Source organism: Streptococcus pseudopneumoniae (assembly GCF_001074565.1).
In the GTDB taxonomy this organism is placed as follows: domain Bacteria; phylum Bacillota; class Bacilli; order Lactobacillales; family Streptococcaceae; genus Streptococcus; species Streptococcus pseudopneumoniae_J.
The window spans coordinates 1-18,085 of sequence record NZ_JUQX01000070.1; the positions used below are offsets into that span (position 1 = coordinate 1).

Annotated in this window: 21 protein-coding genes and 1 pseudogene; 18 read left to right on the forward strand and 4 right to left on the reverse strand. The window is 36.7% G+C overall.

The features are described 5' to 3' along the window. The 14 genes from ADI74_RS09935 to ADI74_RS10000 all read left to right on the forward strand — a co-directional run. Nucleotides 1–864, forward strand: an 864-nt coding sequence (locus ADI74_RS09935; RefSeq protein WP_049538638.1) for a primase C-terminal domain-containing protein, incomplete at its 5' end; no start/stop codon positions are given. A 65-nt stretch (nucleotides 865–929) separates the two neighbouring features. Then, nucleotides 930–1,478, forward strand: a complete 549-nt coding sequence (locus ADI74_RS09940) for a hypothetical protein (protein WP_049538641.1) — start codon at nucleotides 930–932, stop codon at nucleotides 1,476–1,478. Further along, nucleotides 1,471–1,674 carry a hypothetical protein gene (locus ADI74_RS09945; RefSeq protein WP_049538642.1) on the forward strand — a complete coding sequence of 68 codons (204 nt, stop codon included), beginning with the start codon at nucleotides 1,471–1,473 and terminating at the stop codon, nucleotides 1,672–1,674. The genes ADI74_RS09940 and ADI74_RS09945 overlap by 8 nt, the downstream gene beginning before the upstream one ends. Next, on the forward strand, nucleotides 1,661–2,023 hold the full coding sequence (locus ADI74_RS09950) for a hypothetical protein (RefSeq protein WP_049538643.1): 363 nt from the start codon (nucleotides 1,661–1,663) through the stop codon (nucleotides 2,021–2,023). Before ADI74_RS09945 ends, ADI74_RS09950 begins: the two co-directional genes overlap by 14 nt. 18 nt (nucleotides 2,024–2,041) lie before the next feature. Then, complete coding sequence (locus ADI74_RS09955) at nucleotides 2,042–2,284, forward strand: hypothetical protein (RefSeq protein WP_049538645.1); 243 nt, start codon at nucleotides 2,042–2,044, stop codon at nucleotides 2,282–2,284. Between the two features lie 314 nt (nucleotides 2,285–2,598). Then, entirely contained in the window at nucleotides 2,599–3,039 is a 441-nt protein-coding gene (locus ADI74_RS09960) for a hypothetical protein (protein ID WP_049538646.1), read from the forward strand. A gap of 16 nt (nucleotides 3,040–3,055) precedes the next feature. Beyond that, the gene (locus tag ADI74_RS09965) at nucleotides 3,056–3,391 is read left to right on the forward strand and encodes a hypothetical protein (RefSeq protein WP_049538647.1); all 336 of its coding nucleotides are present in this window, start codon (nucleotides 3,056–3,058) and stop codon (nucleotides 3,389–3,391) included. Continuing rightward, nucleotides 3,384–3,695: a hypothetical protein gene (locus tag ADI74_RS09970; protein WP_038804255.1), complete on the forward strand. Its 312-nt coding sequence runs from the start codon at nucleotides 3,384–3,386 to the stop codon at nucleotides 3,693–3,695. Before ADI74_RS09965 ends, ADI74_RS09970 begins: the two co-directional genes overlap by 8 nt. 59 nt (nucleotides 3,696–3,754) lie before the next feature. Beyond that, nucleotides 3,755–4,228, forward strand: coding sequence for a hypothetical protein (locus tag ADI74_RS09975; RefSeq protein ID WP_049538648.1), 474 nt, complete (start codon nucleotides 3,755–3,757; stop codon nucleotides 4,226–4,228). Nucleotides 4,229–4,437: 209 nt separating this feature from the next. Further along, a complete protein-coding gene (locus tag ADI74_RS09980) occupies nucleotides 4,438–6,483 on the forward strand; it encodes a pLS20_p028 family conjugation system transmembrane protein (RefSeq protein ID WP_049538650.1) in 2,046 nt (681 codons plus the stop codon). Between the two features lie 186 nt (nucleotides 6,484–6,669). Then, nucleotides 6,670–7,980 (forward strand): ISLre2 family transposase, encoded by a 1,311-nt coding sequence (locus ADI74_RS09985; RefSeq protein WP_049538652.1) that lies wholly within the window; start codon nucleotides 6,670–6,672, stop codon nucleotides 7,978–7,980. Between the two features lie 479 nt (nucleotides 7,981–8,459). Further along, complete coding sequence (gene rpsD / locus ADI74_RS09990) at nucleotides 8,460–9,071, forward strand: 30S ribosomal protein S4 (RefSeq protein ID WP_000092756.1); 612 nt, start codon at nucleotides 8,460–8,462, stop codon at nucleotides 9,069–9,071. 219 nt (nucleotides 9,072–9,290) lie between these two features. Beyond that, a complete protein-coding gene (locus tag ADI74_RS09995; RefSeq protein WP_080980409.1) occupies nucleotides 9,291–10,097 on the forward strand; it encodes a hypothetical protein in 807 nt (268 codons plus the stop codon). Nucleotides 10,098–10,118: 21 nt separating this feature from the next. Then, a complete protein-coding gene (locus ADI74_RS10000) occupies nucleotides 10,119–11,366 on the forward strand; it encodes a toxic anion resistance protein (RefSeq protein ID WP_049538656.1) in 1,248 nt (415 codons plus the stop codon). Nucleotides 11,367–11,402: 36 nt separating this feature from the next. Here the strand turns inward: ADI74_RS10000 and ADI74_RS10005 are convergent, their stop codons facing one another. The 4 genes from ADI74_RS10005 to ADI74_RS10020 form a co-directional block, all read right to left on the reverse strand. Next, on the reverse strand, nucleotides 11,403–11,924 hold the full coding sequence (locus ADI74_RS10005) for an HXXEE domain-containing protein (protein ID WP_049538658.1): 522 nt from the start codon (nucleotides 11,922–11,924) through the stop codon (nucleotides 11,403–11,405). Between the two features lie 282 nt (nucleotides 11,925–12,206). Then, entirely contained in the window at nucleotides 12,207–13,016 is an 810-nt protein-coding gene (locus tag ADI74_RS10010; protein WP_049538660.1) for a hypothetical protein, read from the reverse strand. 229 nt (nucleotides 13,017–13,245) lie between these two features. Then, entirely contained in the window at nucleotides 13,246–14,364 is a 1,119-nt protein-coding gene (locus tag ADI74_RS10015; protein ID WP_049538661.1) for a Fic family protein, read from the reverse strand. Between the two features lie 20 nt (nucleotides 14,365–14,384). Beyond that, entirely contained in the window at nucleotides 14,385–15,305 is a 921-nt protein-coding gene (locus tag ADI74_RS10020) for a helix-turn-helix domain-containing protein (RefSeq protein WP_049538662.1), read from the reverse strand. Nucleotides 15,306–15,626: 321 nt separating this feature from the next. Between ADI74_RS10020 and ADI74_RS11440 the strand changes: the two are divergent. From ADI74_RS11440 to ADI74_RS10045, 4 genes and pseudogenes are all read left to right on the forward strand, one after another. Beyond that, nucleotides 15,627–15,843 (forward strand): annotated as a pseudogene (locus ADI74_RS11440) (hypothetical protein). Then, nucleotides 15,843–16,298, forward strand: a complete 456-nt coding sequence (locus ADI74_RS10030) for a hypothetical protein (protein ID WP_049538663.1) — start codon at nucleotides 15,843–15,845, stop codon at nucleotides 16,296–16,298. Before ADI74_RS11440 ends, ADI74_RS10030 begins: the two are co-directional and overlap by 1 nt. 274 nt (nucleotides 16,299–16,572) lie before the next feature. After that, nucleotides 16,573–17,004 carry a hypothetical protein gene (locus ADI74_RS10040; protein ID WP_049538664.1) on the forward strand — a complete coding sequence of 144 codons (432 nt, stop codon included), beginning with the start codon at nucleotides 16,573–16,575 and terminating at the stop codon, nucleotides 17,002–17,004. A 2-nt stretch (nucleotides 17,005–17,006) separates the two neighbouring features. Then, entirely contained in the window at nucleotides 17,007–18,035 is a 1,029-nt protein-coding gene (locus ADI74_RS10045) for a replication initiation factor domain-containing protein (protein ID WP_049538665.1), read from the forward strand. The last annotated feature ends 50 nt before the right edge of the window (nucleotides 18,036–18,085 follow it).

Genomic DNA, 18,085 nt, shown 5'->3' on the forward strand with positions numbered 1-18,085 from the left:
TATTCGTTCCAGGAGTGGTTAGATTGGTCGATGAAGCAATCAGAACTTCCTTTCCCAAGTAAAAAGCCCAATTTGACGGTTCTTTCAGGTTCTGAAGGGGTGAAACAGATTGATGAACCCTGGTATCAATTGCTGATGAGAGAGGGGAATATCAAAGGTGGAAAAGCCTTGATGGGAAGAAACAACGTTCTTTTCACGCTAGCTTTAGCCAACTTCTCTTCAGGAATCGATCAGGAAGAGTGTGAGGAGGTTCTTTCTAGTTTTAATGCGAATCTAGACGAACCACTCTCTTCAGCTGAATATCATAAGATTATCACAAGCGCCTACTCAGGAAAATATGAAGCTGCTAGTCGTGATTATGTGATGACTTTATGTAAAGCATGGGTCAGTCAGGAACTCAAGGCTTCAGATCTCTTTGTGAAGCAACGTTGGTACAAATTTAAGAAGAAACGTGCTGACAGAAAGAATAGTCATTATTCCGAGTGGGAAGAAGATCTTATGTTTTACATTACAAAGAGAACGAATCAAGATCAAACTATTTTAAAAGTGACACAAAAAGACTTACAGATTGCTCTTGGAATTGCCAGTTCTAGCTTAAAAATCGTTCTACGTAGACTGGTAGAGAAGCATAAAATTTTTTTACAAGTTAAAAAAGGGCGAGGAGGGGGATTAATATTAGCCTCTATTCGAATGATAATCTTAACGGCTATGCAAAAGAAACAAGATTCTAAAAAGGCCTATTTAGATACCATTACGCATCTTTTGAAGATACCTAGAAAGATTATCAACCAAACTATTTATCATGTACAGGAGGGCTTAAAACATGTCATACAAGGAGAATTATTTGAGGAGGATGTGGGATAAAAGTAGGAAAAAATTTAATAGCCAGACTGCCATTACATTATATCTATGATACTGGAGGGAAAAGAATGAATGAAAAAAAGTGTCGTCGATGGACACAAGAAGAAATAGACTATGTAAGAATGTTTGCAGAAGAGCCTGATGGCGACAATTGTATTACCGTAGCGATGTATCTAGGAAGAACTGCATCTGCAGTTAGAGGAAAAGTTCATCAATTGAGAAAAGAGGGAACTCAAACTAAACTATTGGATAAATGGTCCGACTGGGAAATTAATGCTTTAAAAAGAATGAGTGGGAAAATAACTGTGAAAGAACAAGCTAGGTTACTTGGTCGTTCTTATCATTCTGTGGCTCATAAAAGGAGTGATTTAGGGATACCTAATGTGCCTAGTCAGTATGGGAAGGAGATTAGAAAGTTGGCGCATCAAGGTTTATTTAGGAAAGAAATTGCAAGGAAATTGAGATTGAACTACTCTTCACTTTGTCATTATATTACACGTGAGGGAATTCCTTGTGTGGTGGATGAAGAGGGGCGTTTACAAGGTATAACAGACAAGATAAAGTATCATAATCAATTGACGTCTTGGGACTTTTATAAGGAGGGTAAAAATGGATAAATGGTTAATCTTCAGTTTTTATAATGGTGATTTTATTCGTCACGATGATGTGGTAGTAGTATTTGAAACAAAAGGTTTAGCTCGTCAATTTTTAGATCATTATCAGAAGCCCAAACAAAAAGAGACGACGACTAACTATAAATACTACGATGCACCATTTCGATTTGTGAAGGAGGGGGATTATGGAGTGTTATAAAATTATTCGAGGTTATTATTTGACTGGATTAGGACAGGAAGAATTGGCCTATTATTTCAAGGTGCCGGAGGAACAATTTGAGGATTTAAATTTAAAAGTTGGCGATATTATGATAACTTTTTATCAGAATCAGGAAGTAATAACGAGTATTCCTGCTTTAGTAAGAGTAGCGTCATTGATAACTGATAAAACAATTGTAACTCAATATCTGAATTCTGAAAAAATAGATGGTTTTCCAATGTTATCAATTGTTGAGAAGTATAAGAATTTTGATCCGATAGTTTTTAAACATATTATGGAAATGTATCAAAATATGAAAGAAGAAATCACACAGTTGAAATTAAAATAAAAAAATAAAGGAGAGAAAATGGAATTAATTTTTAGAATTTTTGAAGCACTATTATATAGTTTTGTAATGACACTCCTAGCATGGTTTTTAATTTATCCAATCTGTTACATACAGCTTCAATCATCTTCAAAGAAAAACAAAGTTATGTTGTTTCCAGCTTCAGTTGCAGGTGTAATTTTATTCTTGTCTGTTGCTCCTAAACGAGTCACAATTCTATCAGTAGAAGAGAGAAAACAACTTAAAAAGAATATAAAAAAGTAATAAAATTAGGAAGTTTAGAACCATATATTTTATAGAAATTAGGAGAAAAGTTGATGTTTATAAGTGTGTTTTAGTGTGTGTATGATGTGGGAGGGGGTAATTTGTAAGTGTGTAAAAGTAGGCGAAGCCGAGAAAATTGGGGACACTAGAAACGTTGATACTATCAACTTATCACAGGATGTGGTAACAGTTTCCCTTATGCTCTTTTATTAGGTATAGGAGAGGAAAAAGGTAAGCAAATTGCCTAGTCAAAATATGGTCAAATTTTCCCCTGCTTCACTCTATAAAAAATTAATTTGGAAAATGGTGTGTTTATGGATAATTGGAAAACGATGTTAGAAGTTGCGAAAGAGTTGGGGATTACAAAAAGTTTAGTTAGATATCACCGTCAAAAATTGGAGGATATGGATATCAAAAAACAAGGTGGTGTAACATACATTTCCCCTCAGGGTGTTATGAAAATAAAGAGCTTTTTACGGTCAACGGATTACGATGAAAGCTTTGAAACAATAGTTAAAAATCAACTCAGTTTGATTCAAGAATTATTAATGAGTCGGACAGATTTATATAGAGAAAATACTAGAGATACTATTGAACAATTTCGAGAATTTTTAATTCGTTCACCAGATAGTTTAAAAGTTTTACATGAATTGGAGGAACGTTCAAAAGGAACGCCAGAGAATGAGTTTTATTTCGTACTTGCAGATTATATTGAATTGAAAAGTAAGAGGCATTATGATTTTTTGGTGGAGTAGAAAGGATGGATAATAAATGACTAACGGAAAACGAAGTGAGTTGAAAATTCGTGGATTAACTCAACTGGAAATTGATTATTTAAAATCACTTGCTAAAAAGAAAAAAGCAAAATCTTTTAATGAGTTTTTACTTCAGATTTTGCGTGAAAAAATTGAATTTGGGAGATTCAATAGAGCTCAAGAATTATATGTAGCTCATTTGGAAAATATGAAATTAGCTTCAGACCATATTAAAAACCAAGTTCAAAAACAAACAGAACAATTAGATAGTTTCAACGAAAAGATCCATTGTTATGGCGATCATATTTCACGTTGGCTAGAGTATGAAGGGGAGGTAGAATGTGATGACTAAAGATTTACTTATTCGCAATATACCAGAAGATATGTTTATTCAGCTACATATGATGAAAAAGGAACAAAATTTTCCTTCTTTCAATGCGTTTATGTTAGCTCAGCTGGAAAAAATTTGTCAATTAGATGGCTTGAATTTATATGACAATGCCTTTTCTAAGAGTTTGACTGAAATTAAGGAACAGCAGAATAAAATTTTAGAGTTATTGATAAAAAATGAGATAACTATTTTGGGAGTTAGTGGGAAACAAGAAATAGTTGAAGAGCTGACAGTTAGCTGGTTAAATCGTGTTATGAAGGAGTGATTTTAGGCTAAAAGTTTGGTATAATAAAGCAAGTAAAAAAGGAATAAAGGAGATCATCTATGATGAAACAGAAATTGATGCTTATTTTAGGAGTTCTTGGCCTCTGTATTGCTATCTTAACGGCTTGTTCAGGTAAAACTTCAAAAAATGCAGACGGCACACCTAGCACCTTAAAAAGTCGTTATTTTGGGTATTATCGATCTGATACAGATAATGCAACATATTTTGATGAAACCACTAATGAGTTTGATTTTGATGTGAATAAGAGTACAATTTCAGACGGAACTGAAATTGAATCTCATATCAAAACATATCAAGTATTGTCTGAGGACGAGCTAGCTTCTAACTTTAAAGGTCCGGCTGAAAAAAATAAAGCAGAATCTAATTCAAATGATACAATTTTTTATATTCAGATCAAGGGGAGTGATCAATCTATTTACCAAGTAAAACTAAGTGATGGTGGGAAAAAGATTAAAATTATATCGTTAGGAGATGGTTGGGATCAGTTTGTTTTTACTGGTGTAGCGAAATAATAGCCATTTAGAGGCGAAAAAAACTCAATTCCACGAAAATAAACCGTAACTTTTTTTCATGATAAATCGCATAGTATCAAGTATTCAAAAAAATTGATACTATGCGATTTTATGTTTTTAGTCCTTATTAATCGCTCTTTTTTGAGGTTTGTCCCTTTACTACAAATTTTTTTATTATTCTTTATGATAGTAATAAAAAGGAGATAGTAATGAAGTATAGTACTTTTTCAGATTTGATAGGAAGTTTCTCAACACATAATGATTTACATGATAAGATTCCAATAACAGATGAACGTTCGGCTCCTTTAGTTGAATTTTATAAGTATTGGAGCAATTACCTGGAACCAACACCAGCTTATTTAGCGTTTTTATCTAGTTTATGGGGTTCTTTGGCTAAAGGGCTGTATTTTATAACTGCTAGTCTAGAACATGTTTTTAACAATTTATTTAAGCTTTTTGGACTTTTCGGATATCTGGGGGATCAGAAGACAGTAATTGGTCAATTTTTTTACTGGTTTCAGGTAATTGGAACTTCTCTGTTTGCCTTAATACTCGTTGTATCAGCTGTTAAAGGAGTTTTTACAAAACCAGTTAAATATAAAAATGTAATCTTAAATTTTTTGATGGTGACCCTAGTATCTTCAGCTTTACCGTTGGCTTTAACGACAATATCTACGGCCATTTCTGAAGATGTGCAGAGTGTTCAGAAAGTAGAGAGTGCCTCAGGAGACAATTCAAAGTATTTCTCTTCTCTAGCCATTCAACCTATGAAAAATAATGTTGTAGATTTGAAAGTTTTAATTGATAAGGATTTTTCAACAGAACTTTTCCCAATGGATGACTATGGCTTTATTAAACCTATTCAGGAAGGCTCGACTCCTCTTAATAATATTACAGATAGTCCAGATGAACGTGATACCTCTGATTTTGCTTCACGAATTGATTTTAGTGCCACATTTGGAGCGACTGATACAGTTCTATTAGATGCTCTTGAGGCAAAACAAAAGGGATTAAAAGGACTCTTTCTTCATCAATTAAATGCAACTCAAAATGGAATTTTAACTGTTGACGAACATCGCATTATAAAGGGATTAAATGCTTTTGAACCAGTTTATATGCGTTATAAAGTCAATTGGATCGGGATGTTTGCTCAGTACTTTATTTTGATTATTCTTTTAACGAGTATGGCCATTAAACTCGTAAAATCTATTTTTGATATTCTTATTGAAGCACTTATTTCACCTCTAGTCGGTTATACTTCACTTTCTAACTCTAAAAAATATAAGGAATTATTAAGAACAATTGGCGGTGCTGGAGCAGGTATCTTCTTTGAAGTGATCATTATGCGTGTAACGCTTGAGATTTTCCGAGATTTACCAGTTCTCTCTGTCTCAGCTGTAGCGAAGCTTTCTGGAGGATTCTTTGAAGGCCTTAATAGTTGGGAACAAATGATAGCGGCCTGTGTAGTTTATGTTGGAGTATTCTTTGCATCCATGCAAGGAGTGGCCATGATTGAGCGCTGGCTTGGAGTTTCAACCGGTCATAGTGAAACAGCTCAACAACTGCTCGGTGCTATGATGATGGGCAATGCCTTTGCGGCTGGAGCAGGTGGTGTCTTTAATGGGGGTATGGCACTTGGTCAATTTGGTATGGATATGGCACAAAAAGCTCCAGATGCCTTATCTAAAGGAAGCCAGATCCTAGGGAATAGCCTTGCCAGGACTGGAGGTGGTATTCAAGGTGCTTGGAACTCTGTAAAAGACCAGGGCTTGATGAATGCGGCCAAAGGTGGTGTAAGCAATATGGTTGATTTGGCAGAATGGAAAACTTTTGAAGCCATGCAAAATACGAAAGGGGCAGTAGGCAACGTTTTAAATAACCTAGATGATAAGGCCGTCTCTGCTCAAAATGCGACCTATAACGCTCTGAAAAATGATGCTGTTCCTGGAATTGGTCAGCCTGGACCAATTGACATTCCTGAGCCTCCAATTGATCCAGGAACAACAGATGCCCCTATTGTCGATCCAACTCCTCCAGCTGAAGAAATAGAGTCCCCAATTCAAGATCCGAATCCACCTGCAGATGCACCAGTTTCAGAATCACAACCACCAGCACAGCCTGATTCTTCTCAACAAAAATTTCAACAGAGCATGAATCAAATGAATTACATGAACCAACAAATGCAACAAGCAGGACAGCGTATGCAGGGGGGACGTCATATCACAGGTGCTGAGAGTGAAGAAGATGATAATTAATGTTGACGTTTTTTAAAAAAATGGCAAACTACTAACATTGTATTTGTTTGTTAGATTTAATAGTTCGTATCTATATCTTTAACTCCTGATTTATGTCAGGAGTTTTTTGTAGAATTAAAATAAATTTGCCTAAAGTTCTACCTGACTTGTACAATAGCTCTATTGTACTAAAGGAGGTTGTGGCAGGTGCTAGATGAACGTTTATTCAAGGAGAATTTATTAGAGAGTAGCGGTAAAGATTTTTTAAATTGGATAAAATCTTATGATGATTCACAAGTGCCTATCATGAAGCGAAGAGGTTATACCTGTATTCATTCAATGGAGCGAACAGTAGCTTTTACATTTGGGGAATTTACTTTTAGGAGAAGGCGTTGGAAAAAAGGAGATAACTGGATAATTCCTGTTGATGATAAATTGGGTTTAGAGAGAAATACTAGGTATTCCAGAGAATTTATGTACCAAATAGCTAAATTATCTACTATGATGTCTTATGGAAAAGTGATACAAGTGATTGAAATGACTTATAATATTGTGATTACAAAACCTACAGTCGTTAAGGCAGTTAAACTATGCGCTGATTTGTTGAAGAAACAGGAAAGTTACCAGTCTTATCAAGAATCAAACGAAATAAAAGAGAAAGTAGATGTCATCTACGTAGAGGGAGATGGTGTAATGGTAAAATCAAGTGATAAAAATCTAAATAATCGCCGTATTGATCTTTCTCATTTTGTCGTACATACAGGAAGTAAAAAGATAGGGAGTAAGAGATTTGAACTGCAAAACAAAAAGGAATTTATTTCACCCAAAAATCGTTTAGTGAGAGAGCAGGTAATAGACTATTTAACTAATACTTTCGAGATTAGTAAAGAAACTATTTTTGTCACTAATTCAGATGGAGGGCATGGCTATACACCGTATGTCTTTAAAGAAATGGCAAAGATACTCAGAGTAAGTCGCCATGAGCATTTTTGGGACGAATATCATCTTAATCATAGTTTAAAGAGCTTTTTCAATTCTTATCCATCAGAGCTTTTAGAGAAAGCATTTCAAGCGATTCAAAGGCATGATAAAAGTTTATTACGTAGTGTTTTAGATACGACAGAGGCTTTAATAGAGACTCAGGAAGAGATAGAACAGTTCTATAAATTTAAACGGCGCCTTCTTCAAAATTTTCAATATACCAAGCCTGCAGAATTGAGAGGCCTTTCACATTCTGGAATAGGTATAATGGAAAGTCAGCATCGTAAAATTACTTACCGTATGAAGAGAGGTGGAAAATATTGGACAGAAAAAGGAGCAGAAGCAATGAGTAAAATGATACTCTTGGCTGATAAAGACGAACTTCGGGAATTATTATTGGGGTCTTGGATTGTTGACTATGATCAAATTCAAGAGCAAAGAGGGCTATCTGGTGGGGAGGTTAGACGCTTAGAGTCCAAAAAAACAAGTCAATATATGCCAACTGGGAAAATTACCTGGAAGAAATTTAAACCCTGATATTTAGAAATAGTTGCACCAGAGGATAAAACGTGCTATAATGATATCAAATTTAAGCAAATAAAAAAGCCGTAAGGACTGCAATCCTTACGGCACCGAGTAAGTAAAAACCGAAAGAAGAAATTTTATTTCCCCAACTTACTCAGTCTACATACTCTATGTTAAAGCATAATGAGCAGAATGTCAAGACTGGGACAAGGGAAATCCTAGTTTTTTTTCTTGCTTGGGGGTCTCTCTCATAGGGTTTGAGGTTTTCTAAAAAATTTTACCACTTACAAAGGCGTAAAATCCCTTTACAAATCTAGCTTTTCATGGTACAATAGCCTTTGTGTGAAATAGCAGCAGGAAAGCATGAAGCTCGTCAACAGGTGTCTTATGACAAGTAACCTTGGCTGTTTAGGCGAAGGGCATCTGCACGAATCAGGGCTTTCTAAGTGACTATTTCCGCCAAATATTATTTATATCAGGAGGACATACATATGTCACGTTATACAGGACCATCTTGGAAACAAGCTCGTCGCCTTGGCCTTTCACTTACAGGTACAGGTAAAGAATTGGCACGTCGTAACTACGTACCAGGACAACACGGACCAAACAACCGTTCTAAATTGTCAGAATACGGTTTGCAATTGGCTGAAAAACAAAAACTTCGCTTCACTTACGGTGTAGGTGAAAAACAATTCCGTAACTTGTTCGTACAAGCTACAAAAATCAAAGGCGGAATCCTAGGTTTCAACTTCATGCTTCTTTTGGAACGTCGTTTGGATAACGTTGTTTACCGTCTTGGTCTTGCGACTACTCGTCGTCAAGCTCGTCAATTCGTAAACCATGGTCACATCCTTGTTGACGGAAAACGCGTTGATATCCCATCATACCGCGTAACTCCAGGTCAAGTGATCTCAGTTCGTGAAAAATCATTGAAAGTTCCAGCAATCCTTGAAGCTGTTGAAGCAACTCTTGGACGTCCAGCATTCGTATCATTCGACGCTGAAAAATTGGAAGGTTCATTGACTCGCTTGCCAGAACGCGACGAAATCAACCCAGAAATCAACGAAGCACTTGTCGTTGAATTCTACAACAAGATGCTTTAATTTTAAGAAATATCTTACAGAAAGCCTACAACAGTGGGCTTTTTGCTTTGCCTTAAACCGTTAATTTCTGGGTTTGGGCATTGTCGGAAGGAGTGCTTTTAGTCATCGAGAATCTTTCTAGTTATAGTGTAAAGAAATCCGTGTTTTAGTTGACTTTTCCGCCCTCATTTTCAGCTTTTGTGCTAAAATAGATTTATAAACTTAAGATAAGGAATGTTTATGAAATCGGGTAATGTATTATTGAAAGGATGCCTTTATTTCTGGGGTGGCTTATTTTTACTAGGTCTCTTGGTTCAGGTAGCTCTGCCTTTGGCAATTTGTGGCTTGATAGGTTTCGGGGCTTATCTAGCCTATAAGCGTTGGCGTTATCCTCTCTTGAAGGATCGTTCTTTGGAAGATCAGATTGAGCTTTTAAAAGCTCGGATTCGTCAGGCTGATAAAGATATCCAGCAGTTAGAGGAGACCTTGTCTGAGAAAGGATCAGCAGCCTATAAAAGCCTAGCTAGCCAAGTATTGATTGAGCTCAAAGAGATTCATCAGGAAGCTAATCGTTTAAAATCTTATATTGACGAAGCTGTTTATAGTCGCATTGATAAAAAGGTTCGTTCAGTAAGGGCGACCATAGACGTCCAGCTAGAGCGACTAGAAAGAGAGAGTCTGGTAGACATTGACAATAAGGAGCCCGAAGAATTGGCGCCTGAATTGTCTCAGACCTTGGCAAATATTGCTGCGGACCATCAAGCGATTCTCGACAAAATCGAGTCATCGGATGTTGGAGCCAAAGAAGAGCTGACAGCCATCCATAGTTTAAAAATGGAGAAATTCCAAACGATTTTAGAGGGCTATTTAAAGATTAAGGCAAATCCCAAAAATTATAATCGGGCGGAAGAACGCTTGGAACAAGCTAAAGCAGCCATCGAACAATTTGACCTTGAGCTAGACCAAGTTTTGAGAGAGCTCAATGAAACAGATATGAGAGATTTTGATATTAGCCTGCGTATCTTAGGAAAAGATCGCAAAGAATAGGGTAGACACAAAGGAGTAACCATGACAGAATTTAATTTTGATATTGATCAGATTGCTAATAATACAGTGGCCAAAGTGGACAAGACAACCGAAATCATCGAGACTAATACAGGCTCAGCCCAGACGATCACTTTTCTTGAAAAGCTAAGTCCTGAGCAACAAGAGCAGATTAAGGGGCGCGTGCCTCAGTTGGTAGATCAGTTTGTCACAGACCAAAATGCTCTCTTGGACTTTGGTCAATCAGCGGTGGAAGGTGTCAATGGTACCGTTAACCGTATCTTGACCGAGCAGAAGAAACTGCAAATTCCGCAGGTGGATGACTTGCTGAAAAATACCAACCGTGAACTCCAAGGTTTTGTAGCCAAATACAAAAATGCTGAAATTGCAGAATTGGAAGAAAAGCCAAACTTTTTGCAAAAATTGTTTAAAAAGAGCCAGAACAGTCTGCAAGAATTTTATTTTGACTCAAAAACAGTTGAGCAAAAGCTAGATGGTATGGCTGCCGCAGTGGTCAAGCAAGAAGATGTGCTTGCTCGAAATATTGTTTCTGCTGAGATGTTGATTGAGGACAATACCAAATCCATTGAAAATCTAGTGGGAGTTATTTCCTTTATCGAAGCCAGCCAGACAGAAGCTGGGAATCGCGCTGCAGAATTGAAGGCTCAAGTTGATCAATTAGATGCAACAACGGTAGAATACCAGATGAAGTCCCAAGAATTAGCTCGTATGGCAGAAGTGGTCAATACACTGGAACAACAACATACAGAGTATGTTAGCCGCCTTTACGTAGCTTGGACGACGACTCCACAGATGCGTAATCTCGTCAAAGTTTCATCGGACATGCGTCAAAAATTGGGGATGCTTCGCCGTAATACCATTCCAACCATGAAGCTTTCGATTGCCCAACTTGGTATTTTGCAACAATCAATCAAATCAGGGGTCGTGGCGGATGCCATCTCCAATGCCAACAATGCAGCCCTTCAGATGTTAGCTGAAACCAGCAAGGAAGTGATTCCGCAGATGGAACGAATTGCCCAAAGTCCAACAGTAGCTGTTGAATCCGTCACCAAACTTGCTGAAAGTCTAGTCGCTCAAAACCAAGGTATCGTTGCTGCCATTGAGTTGGGACGCCAGAAACGTGCTCAACTAGAAACAACCATCGTCAAATCTGCAGAAATGATCAACGACTCTGTTAAACTCCGCGATGAGAAAATCGTCCAAGCCCTTCTAGACCAAGGAAAGGCTGCTCAGAAAGAAGTACAAGAATAAACATAAATCCTCTGCAATGTAGATTTGCAGGGGATTTTATTCGTTTTTGTGAACAAGCCAGGTGGAATACTTTCTCCCAAGCCAGAGAGCAAAGAGGAGATTGATGACGACGATGCCTGAACCGACCAGTGAAAATAGGAAAAATTCGCTGGTCGAAACCTGCCACAAATGCACGATGTCTGTAATCAAATAAGCACTGACAGGAAAACAAAGGATAGAAGTGATGAGAGCAGGGATATACTTACGGAGAAGAATTGATTGTCCAATATGGAGCAAGAGATGGAGTGCAAAGGCCACAAATCCTCCTAACCAAACTAATTCGAGCGCTCTAGATTGAGTAAAATACGCTAATAAAGTGATGGATAAGACAATGATAAACTCCTCAAAAACAGCAAGGGCAAATCCCTCTGTTGTAATTCCTTTGTGAATCTTGAGAATAGCTGGAGCCTTTTGAGCCAGCAAGGTTTCGTTGAGATGAATCCAAGGGACAAGACCGATAATTTCTTCCATATCGTGAAAGATAAAGAGTAGAGGGAACATCCAAAGATAAAATGTCATAAATCTCTCCTGAAAAGCTAAAGATTGCTCGCCAATCAAGCAAAAAACGCCCAGTAAGGCGTTTTGAGTTAGGTATGCTTATTTAACCTCTGTGAGCGTGATGTGTGATTTGGCAATATTCGTGATGAACAGAAATGTTGATTTTATGGGCTTTTTAACTTTTCAATTATTGATGAAATTGGGTGATTTTGACCTTGCTTTAGTTTTAATCAGACAAAAATCAGACAAAATTTAGTTCATCTGATTAGAGGTTGCCTAAGATTAAGGTAGTTATAAGTGATATCACAGAAAATGGACTAATTTACTCGGATTAGTTACCCACGGAAGTGAGTCAGGAGAAATCTCTTTGGGAGCAGAATATATGCTCACTCTCTCAATACTGACTGTTAGTGAAGTTTCTTCATCTGATTTGTTGGCTTGAACTTGGTGGAAAATGCGTAATTCAAACGATTGTTTGTACCAGTTATTTAAGCAATCTTGGAAATAAGTTGAGAATTTGATGGGAGAAACGAGCATATGAAATTTATCTTCCTGATTAAATTCTTTAAGATAACCGATTTTCTCATAAAACACAAGATTAAGTTGTAGTTGATGGTCGGAATACAGGATTGGGGCTAATTGATAATAATAGCCACCATCATTAAAATAAGTAGCTTCAAAATTTCCTATATATAAATTATACAGTTCTCTAGTTCCAATGTTTTCTAGAGAGATGGTGACATTTGGAGTATCAACATTATCCTTTCTTGGAAGGTTCGGATATGCTTTGGGGAACATAAAGTCAAATTGAATATACTTATTCTTGTAATTATACTCGTCAACGGACGACACATCAATCATAGGCTTTACAATCCGTTTAGTATCCTCTATTTGTGCTTCATACTGACTATTAATTGTTATGAGCACACCATATAGAGTTAAACCACTTCCCAGAAGCGTAGCGTAAATATTCCAAATTTCAATGTTTAAAGTTTTTATATTAAAACCAAGTTTTGTTGGAAGATTAACTATATCAAGGACTAATAGTATAAAAGAGATTACTAAGATTAAGACACCTATATTGACGAAATTGTTTATCCTATTTTTTGGCATGGGTAAAATTCCTTTTATTAAGTATAAGTAAATATGGTATAAATGATAAGTCACTTGCTATCTACTTAGTGAAGCGAAAAACAACTTTGCTTCACATAACAAAAAATAAGTGAAGCCAAAATGAGTTTCACTTCACTAAGAAATGAATAAGTGAAGTAAAAATGACTTTCACTTCACTAAAGAAGAAATAAGTGAAGCAGAAATGAATATTACTTCATTAAGAGATACCTTATTGAACGATTGAAAGAAGTTGAGGACAATAGTAGGTTCTATTTCTTTGAGCGCTATCAGTTGAAAGGTATCCTTCATCAATTAACTTATTCAGTAAAGTATAGGTAGTTCTCTTAGAAATTTTTAGGTGTTCACTAACTTGGTCTGCCTTAAAGATTGGAGCTGAGAATATAAAGTCAAGAAGCTGGATACCTGAGACAGAATTAAGGTTAGGGATGATTTGTTCCTTCATGATGTTATACAGGCTCAGTATATCTTGAGCTTTTTTTGTACTCTCTTCTGCGGAGAATATCACTCCTTCTAGATAGTATTTAAACCAGTCTTTCCAGTTGTTGTTTTTTGAAATATTTGACAGGTGAGATATATAAAGAGACCTATCTTTTTCAAAGTATGAACTCATATAAAAGGTTGGGTAAGAAAGGAGTTCCTGATAATATAGGAACAGTGGTATGAGCAATCGCCCAATTCGTCCATTACCGTCTTCAAAAGGGTGAATCATTTCAAACTGAGCATGAATAATTGCCGACTGAACCAACAGGTCTAAATCATCATAATGTATATATTGCTCTAAGTTAGACATGTATTCTGGTGTTTGTTCCGCAGGTACAGGAGTGTATGATATTGAAGCTACGCTACCGATATAGTTTTGGCTTCTCTTAAAATTACCAGGATTTTTACTACTACCTCTAACATTATCCAGAAGAATTTTGTGCATTTCTTTAATAATTCTATTAGATAAAGGCAAGCCTTTAGAATCGTTATTATTGATGGTAGAGATATTTTCTAAGGCGTAAAAGAGTGCTTTTCGATAGTTAATAATTTCATGCAGTTCGTCTCGCTCAATATCAACTTTATTACCTGCTTCGTAATTAAGTAAGTCTTCCAAAGTAGCATGAGTTCCTTCAAGTTTTGAGGAGAGAACGGCTTCTTGGCTAAGCAAGGGAGAAATCAGCAACATAGGGTTAATGATGGATTCTAAAAATCCTTCATAAGTACCAATAGCAATATTGGCTTTAGTGACTAACTTAATAATTTGAGGGTCAGTATATATTGAAGTATAGTCAAAAGGGAGTCTTTGTGGTAAATGTGGTTTGGGTATATTTTTAAATCTATCCATTTTCATCTTCCTCTCTAAAGTTATTTCTCCGCCCAGTCAGTCCAATCGTCAGAGGTTGTATTGTTATAAAGTTCTATCAGGCGTGGTCTAACGGATTGAATGACCTCAACTAATTCATGTCCTTCATGAAATTGTGAAAAAGGCATACCGACTGTTGCTTGGGACATATCTGAAAGCAGTTGTCTTGTTGTTTGGCTATCCGCAAGTGTATTTATTAGAAAACCAAGCAGGTAATTGGAATCATAGCTAACTTTTACGCCTGCTTGAGGCGAATCTTTAAGTAGGCGTTCATAGCCTTCTTTAACTTCTTGTTTGATTTTATCTTTGGAAAGATTTTCTAGATTTCCGATAAAATCATATGAAGTATAGATTTGATTGGCAAAGTAATCAGAAAGTTCTTTGATTTTAGTATCATCAAGTCCTTTTTGCTGACTTAGATAGGTCTGAGCTTCCTGTCTAATTGAATTTTTTAGCGTGTCATAGAGCATTTCAAAGAAGATATCATCTAAGTAGCCTTCACTTGGATAACCAAAATCATTTTCCCAGTCAGGATTTTCAAATGTTCCAATACTTACCCCTCCACTAGTTGTGACTGATTGTATTGGATTTGTTTTAACCCTAAAAAGTTCGTCCTTTATCTTTAATGGGGTTTCAGGATATTCATCTAGAATTTTACCATAACCGAGTTTTCTAAGATAAAGTTCAATGTATTCTTCTAATTCTCCATAGTAAAACCAACCTATAGGTTTTCCATAGGTTTTCGATACTTTTTCTAAAATTTCAAGAGGAGCTAGGTTGTCTCCTCTAACATATGCATTAATGGTTGATTTTTTGAGTCCTAGACGATTTCCAAAATCTGTAAAGGACAAGTTCAACTCATCCTTGACTTGTCTAAGTCTTCGCCCCACAGCCCTTTTATCAGGTTTAAGTATTCCAAACATAAGTTACCTCTTAGACCATTATAACACAATAGTTTATAAAATCGTACATTTTTTGGAGAAAACACTTGACATCGTGTATGATATCGTATATACTTATTGGTGAGCGTGAAGATTGCTCAAAAAATTTTATGCAAAACGTACATAAAAACGCATATATCGAATAAGAAGGAGATAACCAAACAATCAAAAAAGAAAGGAAGGTACAAAAAATCCTTGAACAATCTGGTACATCGTTCAAGGACAGTAAATCTAATTGCTGTAATTATACCAGATATTTCGGATAAATGCTGGTTGAATGTAAAATCAGAAAAGAGGGTAATTATAAATTTAACAGATATGGAACTACAAATGATAGAGTGGGTAGCCTACTCACAAGATACACAAGAGAAAGTCTTAATCAAACCAGAGGACTGTAAAGATTTAGATGACAGAGAATTCTATCGCCTTATCAAAGGGTACGGGATTTGAGCAATTGATTGAATCTAGAGCTTTGCAGATTGTGATTGACTTTCTCAAACAGAAAACACAGGTAAGCTAATGAATGAATACGATTATCAAGAAGTTGTGGATAGGGTTGACGGTCTTAATTCAGTCTCAACACTGAAAAAGTGGCGATTAAAAATTGAAAGCCTGACTGGTACTCAATTTAAAGAAAGTAGAGTGAGAACGGGTCGAAAATCTTATTCTAAAGTTTATCTTTTTACAGAAGATGACCTAAACCATTTTCAAGCGATTGCGGATAAGAAGTCTTCGTTGGGGCTGGAAAGAGCAATTCTAAGCGTTTATGGGTTTTCTAAAGAAAATGATTATCAAAAACCTATTAGAGAACTTGTTGATGAGTTAGAAGTCTCCTTTAAGGAAATCCAAGAAGATTATCGAAGGAATCTAGCAAAGTTGAAACAGGAGTTAGAAGTGCTTCTTACTAGAATCCAGACCTTGGAGAAAGAGACTGAAGAGAAATCATTTAAGAGATTTGGTTTCTTTCATCGATGAAGACGGTTCGCCACCCCATCGCTGGGCGAGTGGTCAACACGGTAGCCCAGAGTAGGTGGGGAAGGTGGCAAACGGCTGAACTCGATTTGGTATTTGCACCCCAGTCCCTATTAGGGGGTGCACACATACACGAAATGTGGTAAAAATCCTTGATACGCAAGGGGTTCAGCGATTTGAAGCAAATTTCACGAAAAAACCTTTATAAAGCCCATGATATCAACGGTTTATGACAGATTTCATGTAGGCGTAGCTTTTATGAACAGGAGAAAAACACATGACAAAATTTAACTTAACAGACGAAACCGTAAAAGTTGGTGATTTGAAATTAGATAAATCACAATTTGACATTCCAAAGAAAGTGACTATACTTTCTTCACGGGTTGCACCAGTCTATAAAAATGTCAATGGCGAAAGCATTGCGACAGATGAAGTGGCTAAAATCACTTGCTCTGTACAAGATATAGACAAAATTCAAGCCTTGAAAGACTTGGGCTATTCCCCTGATGACCTTAAGGGCATTCGCTTGGAGATTGTAGACAATCTTGACAAGTTGGCTAAATCCGTTGAAAAGGATGAGTTAAACTCCCTTGTGGTAGAACTTGTCAATCCAGAAGTCCACCTTGGTTGGCGAGCTAACAATAATGGTGGTGGGAATTGGGGTGGATTAAAGCTAGTGGCAACCGATATTAAATTTATTGGAGCCTAAACATGGATAACTCAGTGATGTTAGACTATTTAGCCGTAACGATTAAAGGATTGGCTCCAGATGATGTCATTGAGAAAATCTTCATTCTTCCTAAAGATAAGTTTGTCCTCAATGAATGGGGGATAAACAAGTACCAACGGCATTATGCCTTCTCAGAGATAAAAGTTTACTTCAATAAGGATTGGGAATCCAAAATGGGGGTCTTTATCGAACTGAGAGGGCAGGGGTGCCGTCAGTATGAAGAATATATGGAAAGCAATGTCAATAACTGGGTAATCTTGATGAAACGCATTTCTGAATGTCATAGTAATGTTACGAGACTAGATATTGCCAACGATATCTTTGATGACAGTCTATCTGTCCCACTCATTTACAGTTATTGTAAAAAGCAACTCTGCATATCAACCGCTAAAACCTTTGATTACCATGAAAAGAGTATCCTTGAAAATGGTGAAAAGGTCGGTGAAATGGTTACGATTGGTGTTAGAGGTGCTCATCAATGGTGTGTCTATAACAAATTGTTAGAACAAAGACTAGACCAAGATTTACCAGACACGCCTTTATCATGGACGAGAGCAGAGCTTAGATGTTGGCAGGAAAAGGCAAATTTACTAGCCAAACAGATAAAAGATGGGCGACCACTCAAAGAGATTTACTTTGAAGCGATTAACGGACATTATCGTTTTGTCAGCCCTAGGGACAAGGATTCTAACCGTTGGCGAAGAAAGACCGTAAAATGGTGGAATGACTACCTAGAGACACAAGAAAAGACGGTCTTAAGCGTGAAGCGGACAAAACCTACCCTAAAACGGTCTGAGAAGTGGACAGAGAAACAAGTCTCGCGGACACTTGGAAAACTCTATGTCGCAAAGGCAGAATCTCACGGGCAAGAAAAGGCAGATGGCTATATACAGCACTTACTTGAATTGGGAATTTCTAAGCTAACCGAAACAGACGAGACTGACATTCAGCAGTACAAACAAGAGCAACTAAGCTCAGCCTATTGGGGCATAAGAAAAGACGATCTGTAGCAAGCTATAAATCGCCTGTTCAAAAATAACTAACTTGATTATAACTAAAA

Excerpts from the sequence above, each read along its gene's own strand:
- ADI74_RS09950 (WP_049538643.1), top strand. The coding sequence starts at position 1,661 with ATGGAGTGTTATAAAATTATTCGAGGTTATTATTTGACTGGATTAGGA.
- ADI74_RS09965 (WP_049538647.1), top strand. The coding sequence starts at position 3,056 with ATGACTAACGGAAAACGAAGTGAGTTGAAAATTCGTGGATTAACTCAA.
- ADI74_RS10000 (WP_049538656.1), top strand. The coding sequence starts at position 10,119 with ATGACAGAATTTAATTTTGATATTGATCAGATTGCTAATAATACAGTG.
- ADI74_RS10005 (WP_049538658.1), bottom strand. The coding sequence starts at position 11,924 with ATGACATTTTATCTTTGGATGTTCCCTCTACTCTTTATCTTTCACGAT.
- ADI74_RS10040 (WP_049538664.1), top strand. The coding sequence starts at position 16,573 with ATGACAAAATTTAACTTAACAGACGAAACCGTAAAAGTTGGTGATTTG.
- ADI74_RS09970 (WP_038804255.1), top strand. The coding sequence starts at position 3,384 with ATGACTAAAGATTTACTTATTCGCAATATACCAGAAGATATGTTTATT.
- ADI74_RS09940 (WP_049538641.1), top strand. The coding sequence starts at position 930 with ATGAATGAAAAAAAGTGTCGTCGATGGACACAAGAAGAAATAGACTAT.
- ADI74_RS10030 (WP_049538663.1), top strand. The coding sequence starts at position 15,843 with ATGAATGAATACGATTATCAAGAAGTTGTGGATAGGGTTGACGGTCTT.
- ADI74_RS09945 (WP_049538642.1), top strand. The coding sequence starts at position 1,471 with ATGGATAAATGGTTAATCTTCAGTTTTTATAATGGTGATTTTATTCGT.
- ADI74_RS10020 (WP_049538662.1), bottom strand. The coding sequence starts at position 15,305 with ATGTTTGGAATACTTAAACCTGATAAAAGGGCTGTGGGGCGAAGACTT.
- ADI74_RS09975 (WP_049538648.1), top strand. The coding sequence starts at position 3,755 with ATGATGAAACAGAAATTGATGCTTATTTTAGGAGTTCTTGGCCTCTGT.
- ADI74_RS09980 (WP_049538650.1), top strand. The coding sequence starts at position 4,438 with ATGAAGTATAGTACTTTTTCAGATTTGATAGGAAGTTTCTCAACACAT.
- ADI74_RS10045 (WP_049538665.1), top strand. The coding sequence starts at position 17,007 with ATGGATAACTCAGTGATGTTAGACTATTTAGCCGTAACGATTAAAGGA.
- ADI74_RS09995 (WP_080980409.1), top strand. The coding sequence starts at position 9,291 with ATGAAATCGGGTAATGTATTATTGAAAGGATGCCTTTATTTCTGGGGT.
- ADI74_RS09960 (WP_049538646.1), top strand. The coding sequence starts at position 2,599 with ATGGATAATTGGAAAACGATGTTAGAAGTTGCGAAAGAGTTGGGGATT.
- ADI74_RS09955 (WP_049538645.1), top strand. The coding sequence starts at position 2,042 with ATGGAATTAATTTTTAGAATTTTTGAAGCACTATTATATAGTTTTGTA.
- ADI74_RS10015 (WP_049538661.1), bottom strand. The coding sequence starts at position 14,364 with ATGGATAGATTTAAAAATATACCCAAACCACATTTACCACAAAGACTC.
- rpsD (WP_000092756.1), top strand. The coding sequence starts at position 8,460 with ATGTCACGTTATACAGGACCATCTTGGAAACAAGCTCGTCGCCTTGGC.
- ADI74_RS10010 (WP_049538660.1), bottom strand. The coding sequence starts at position 13,016 with ATGCCAAAAAATAGGATAAACAATTTCGTCAATATAGGTGTCTTAATC.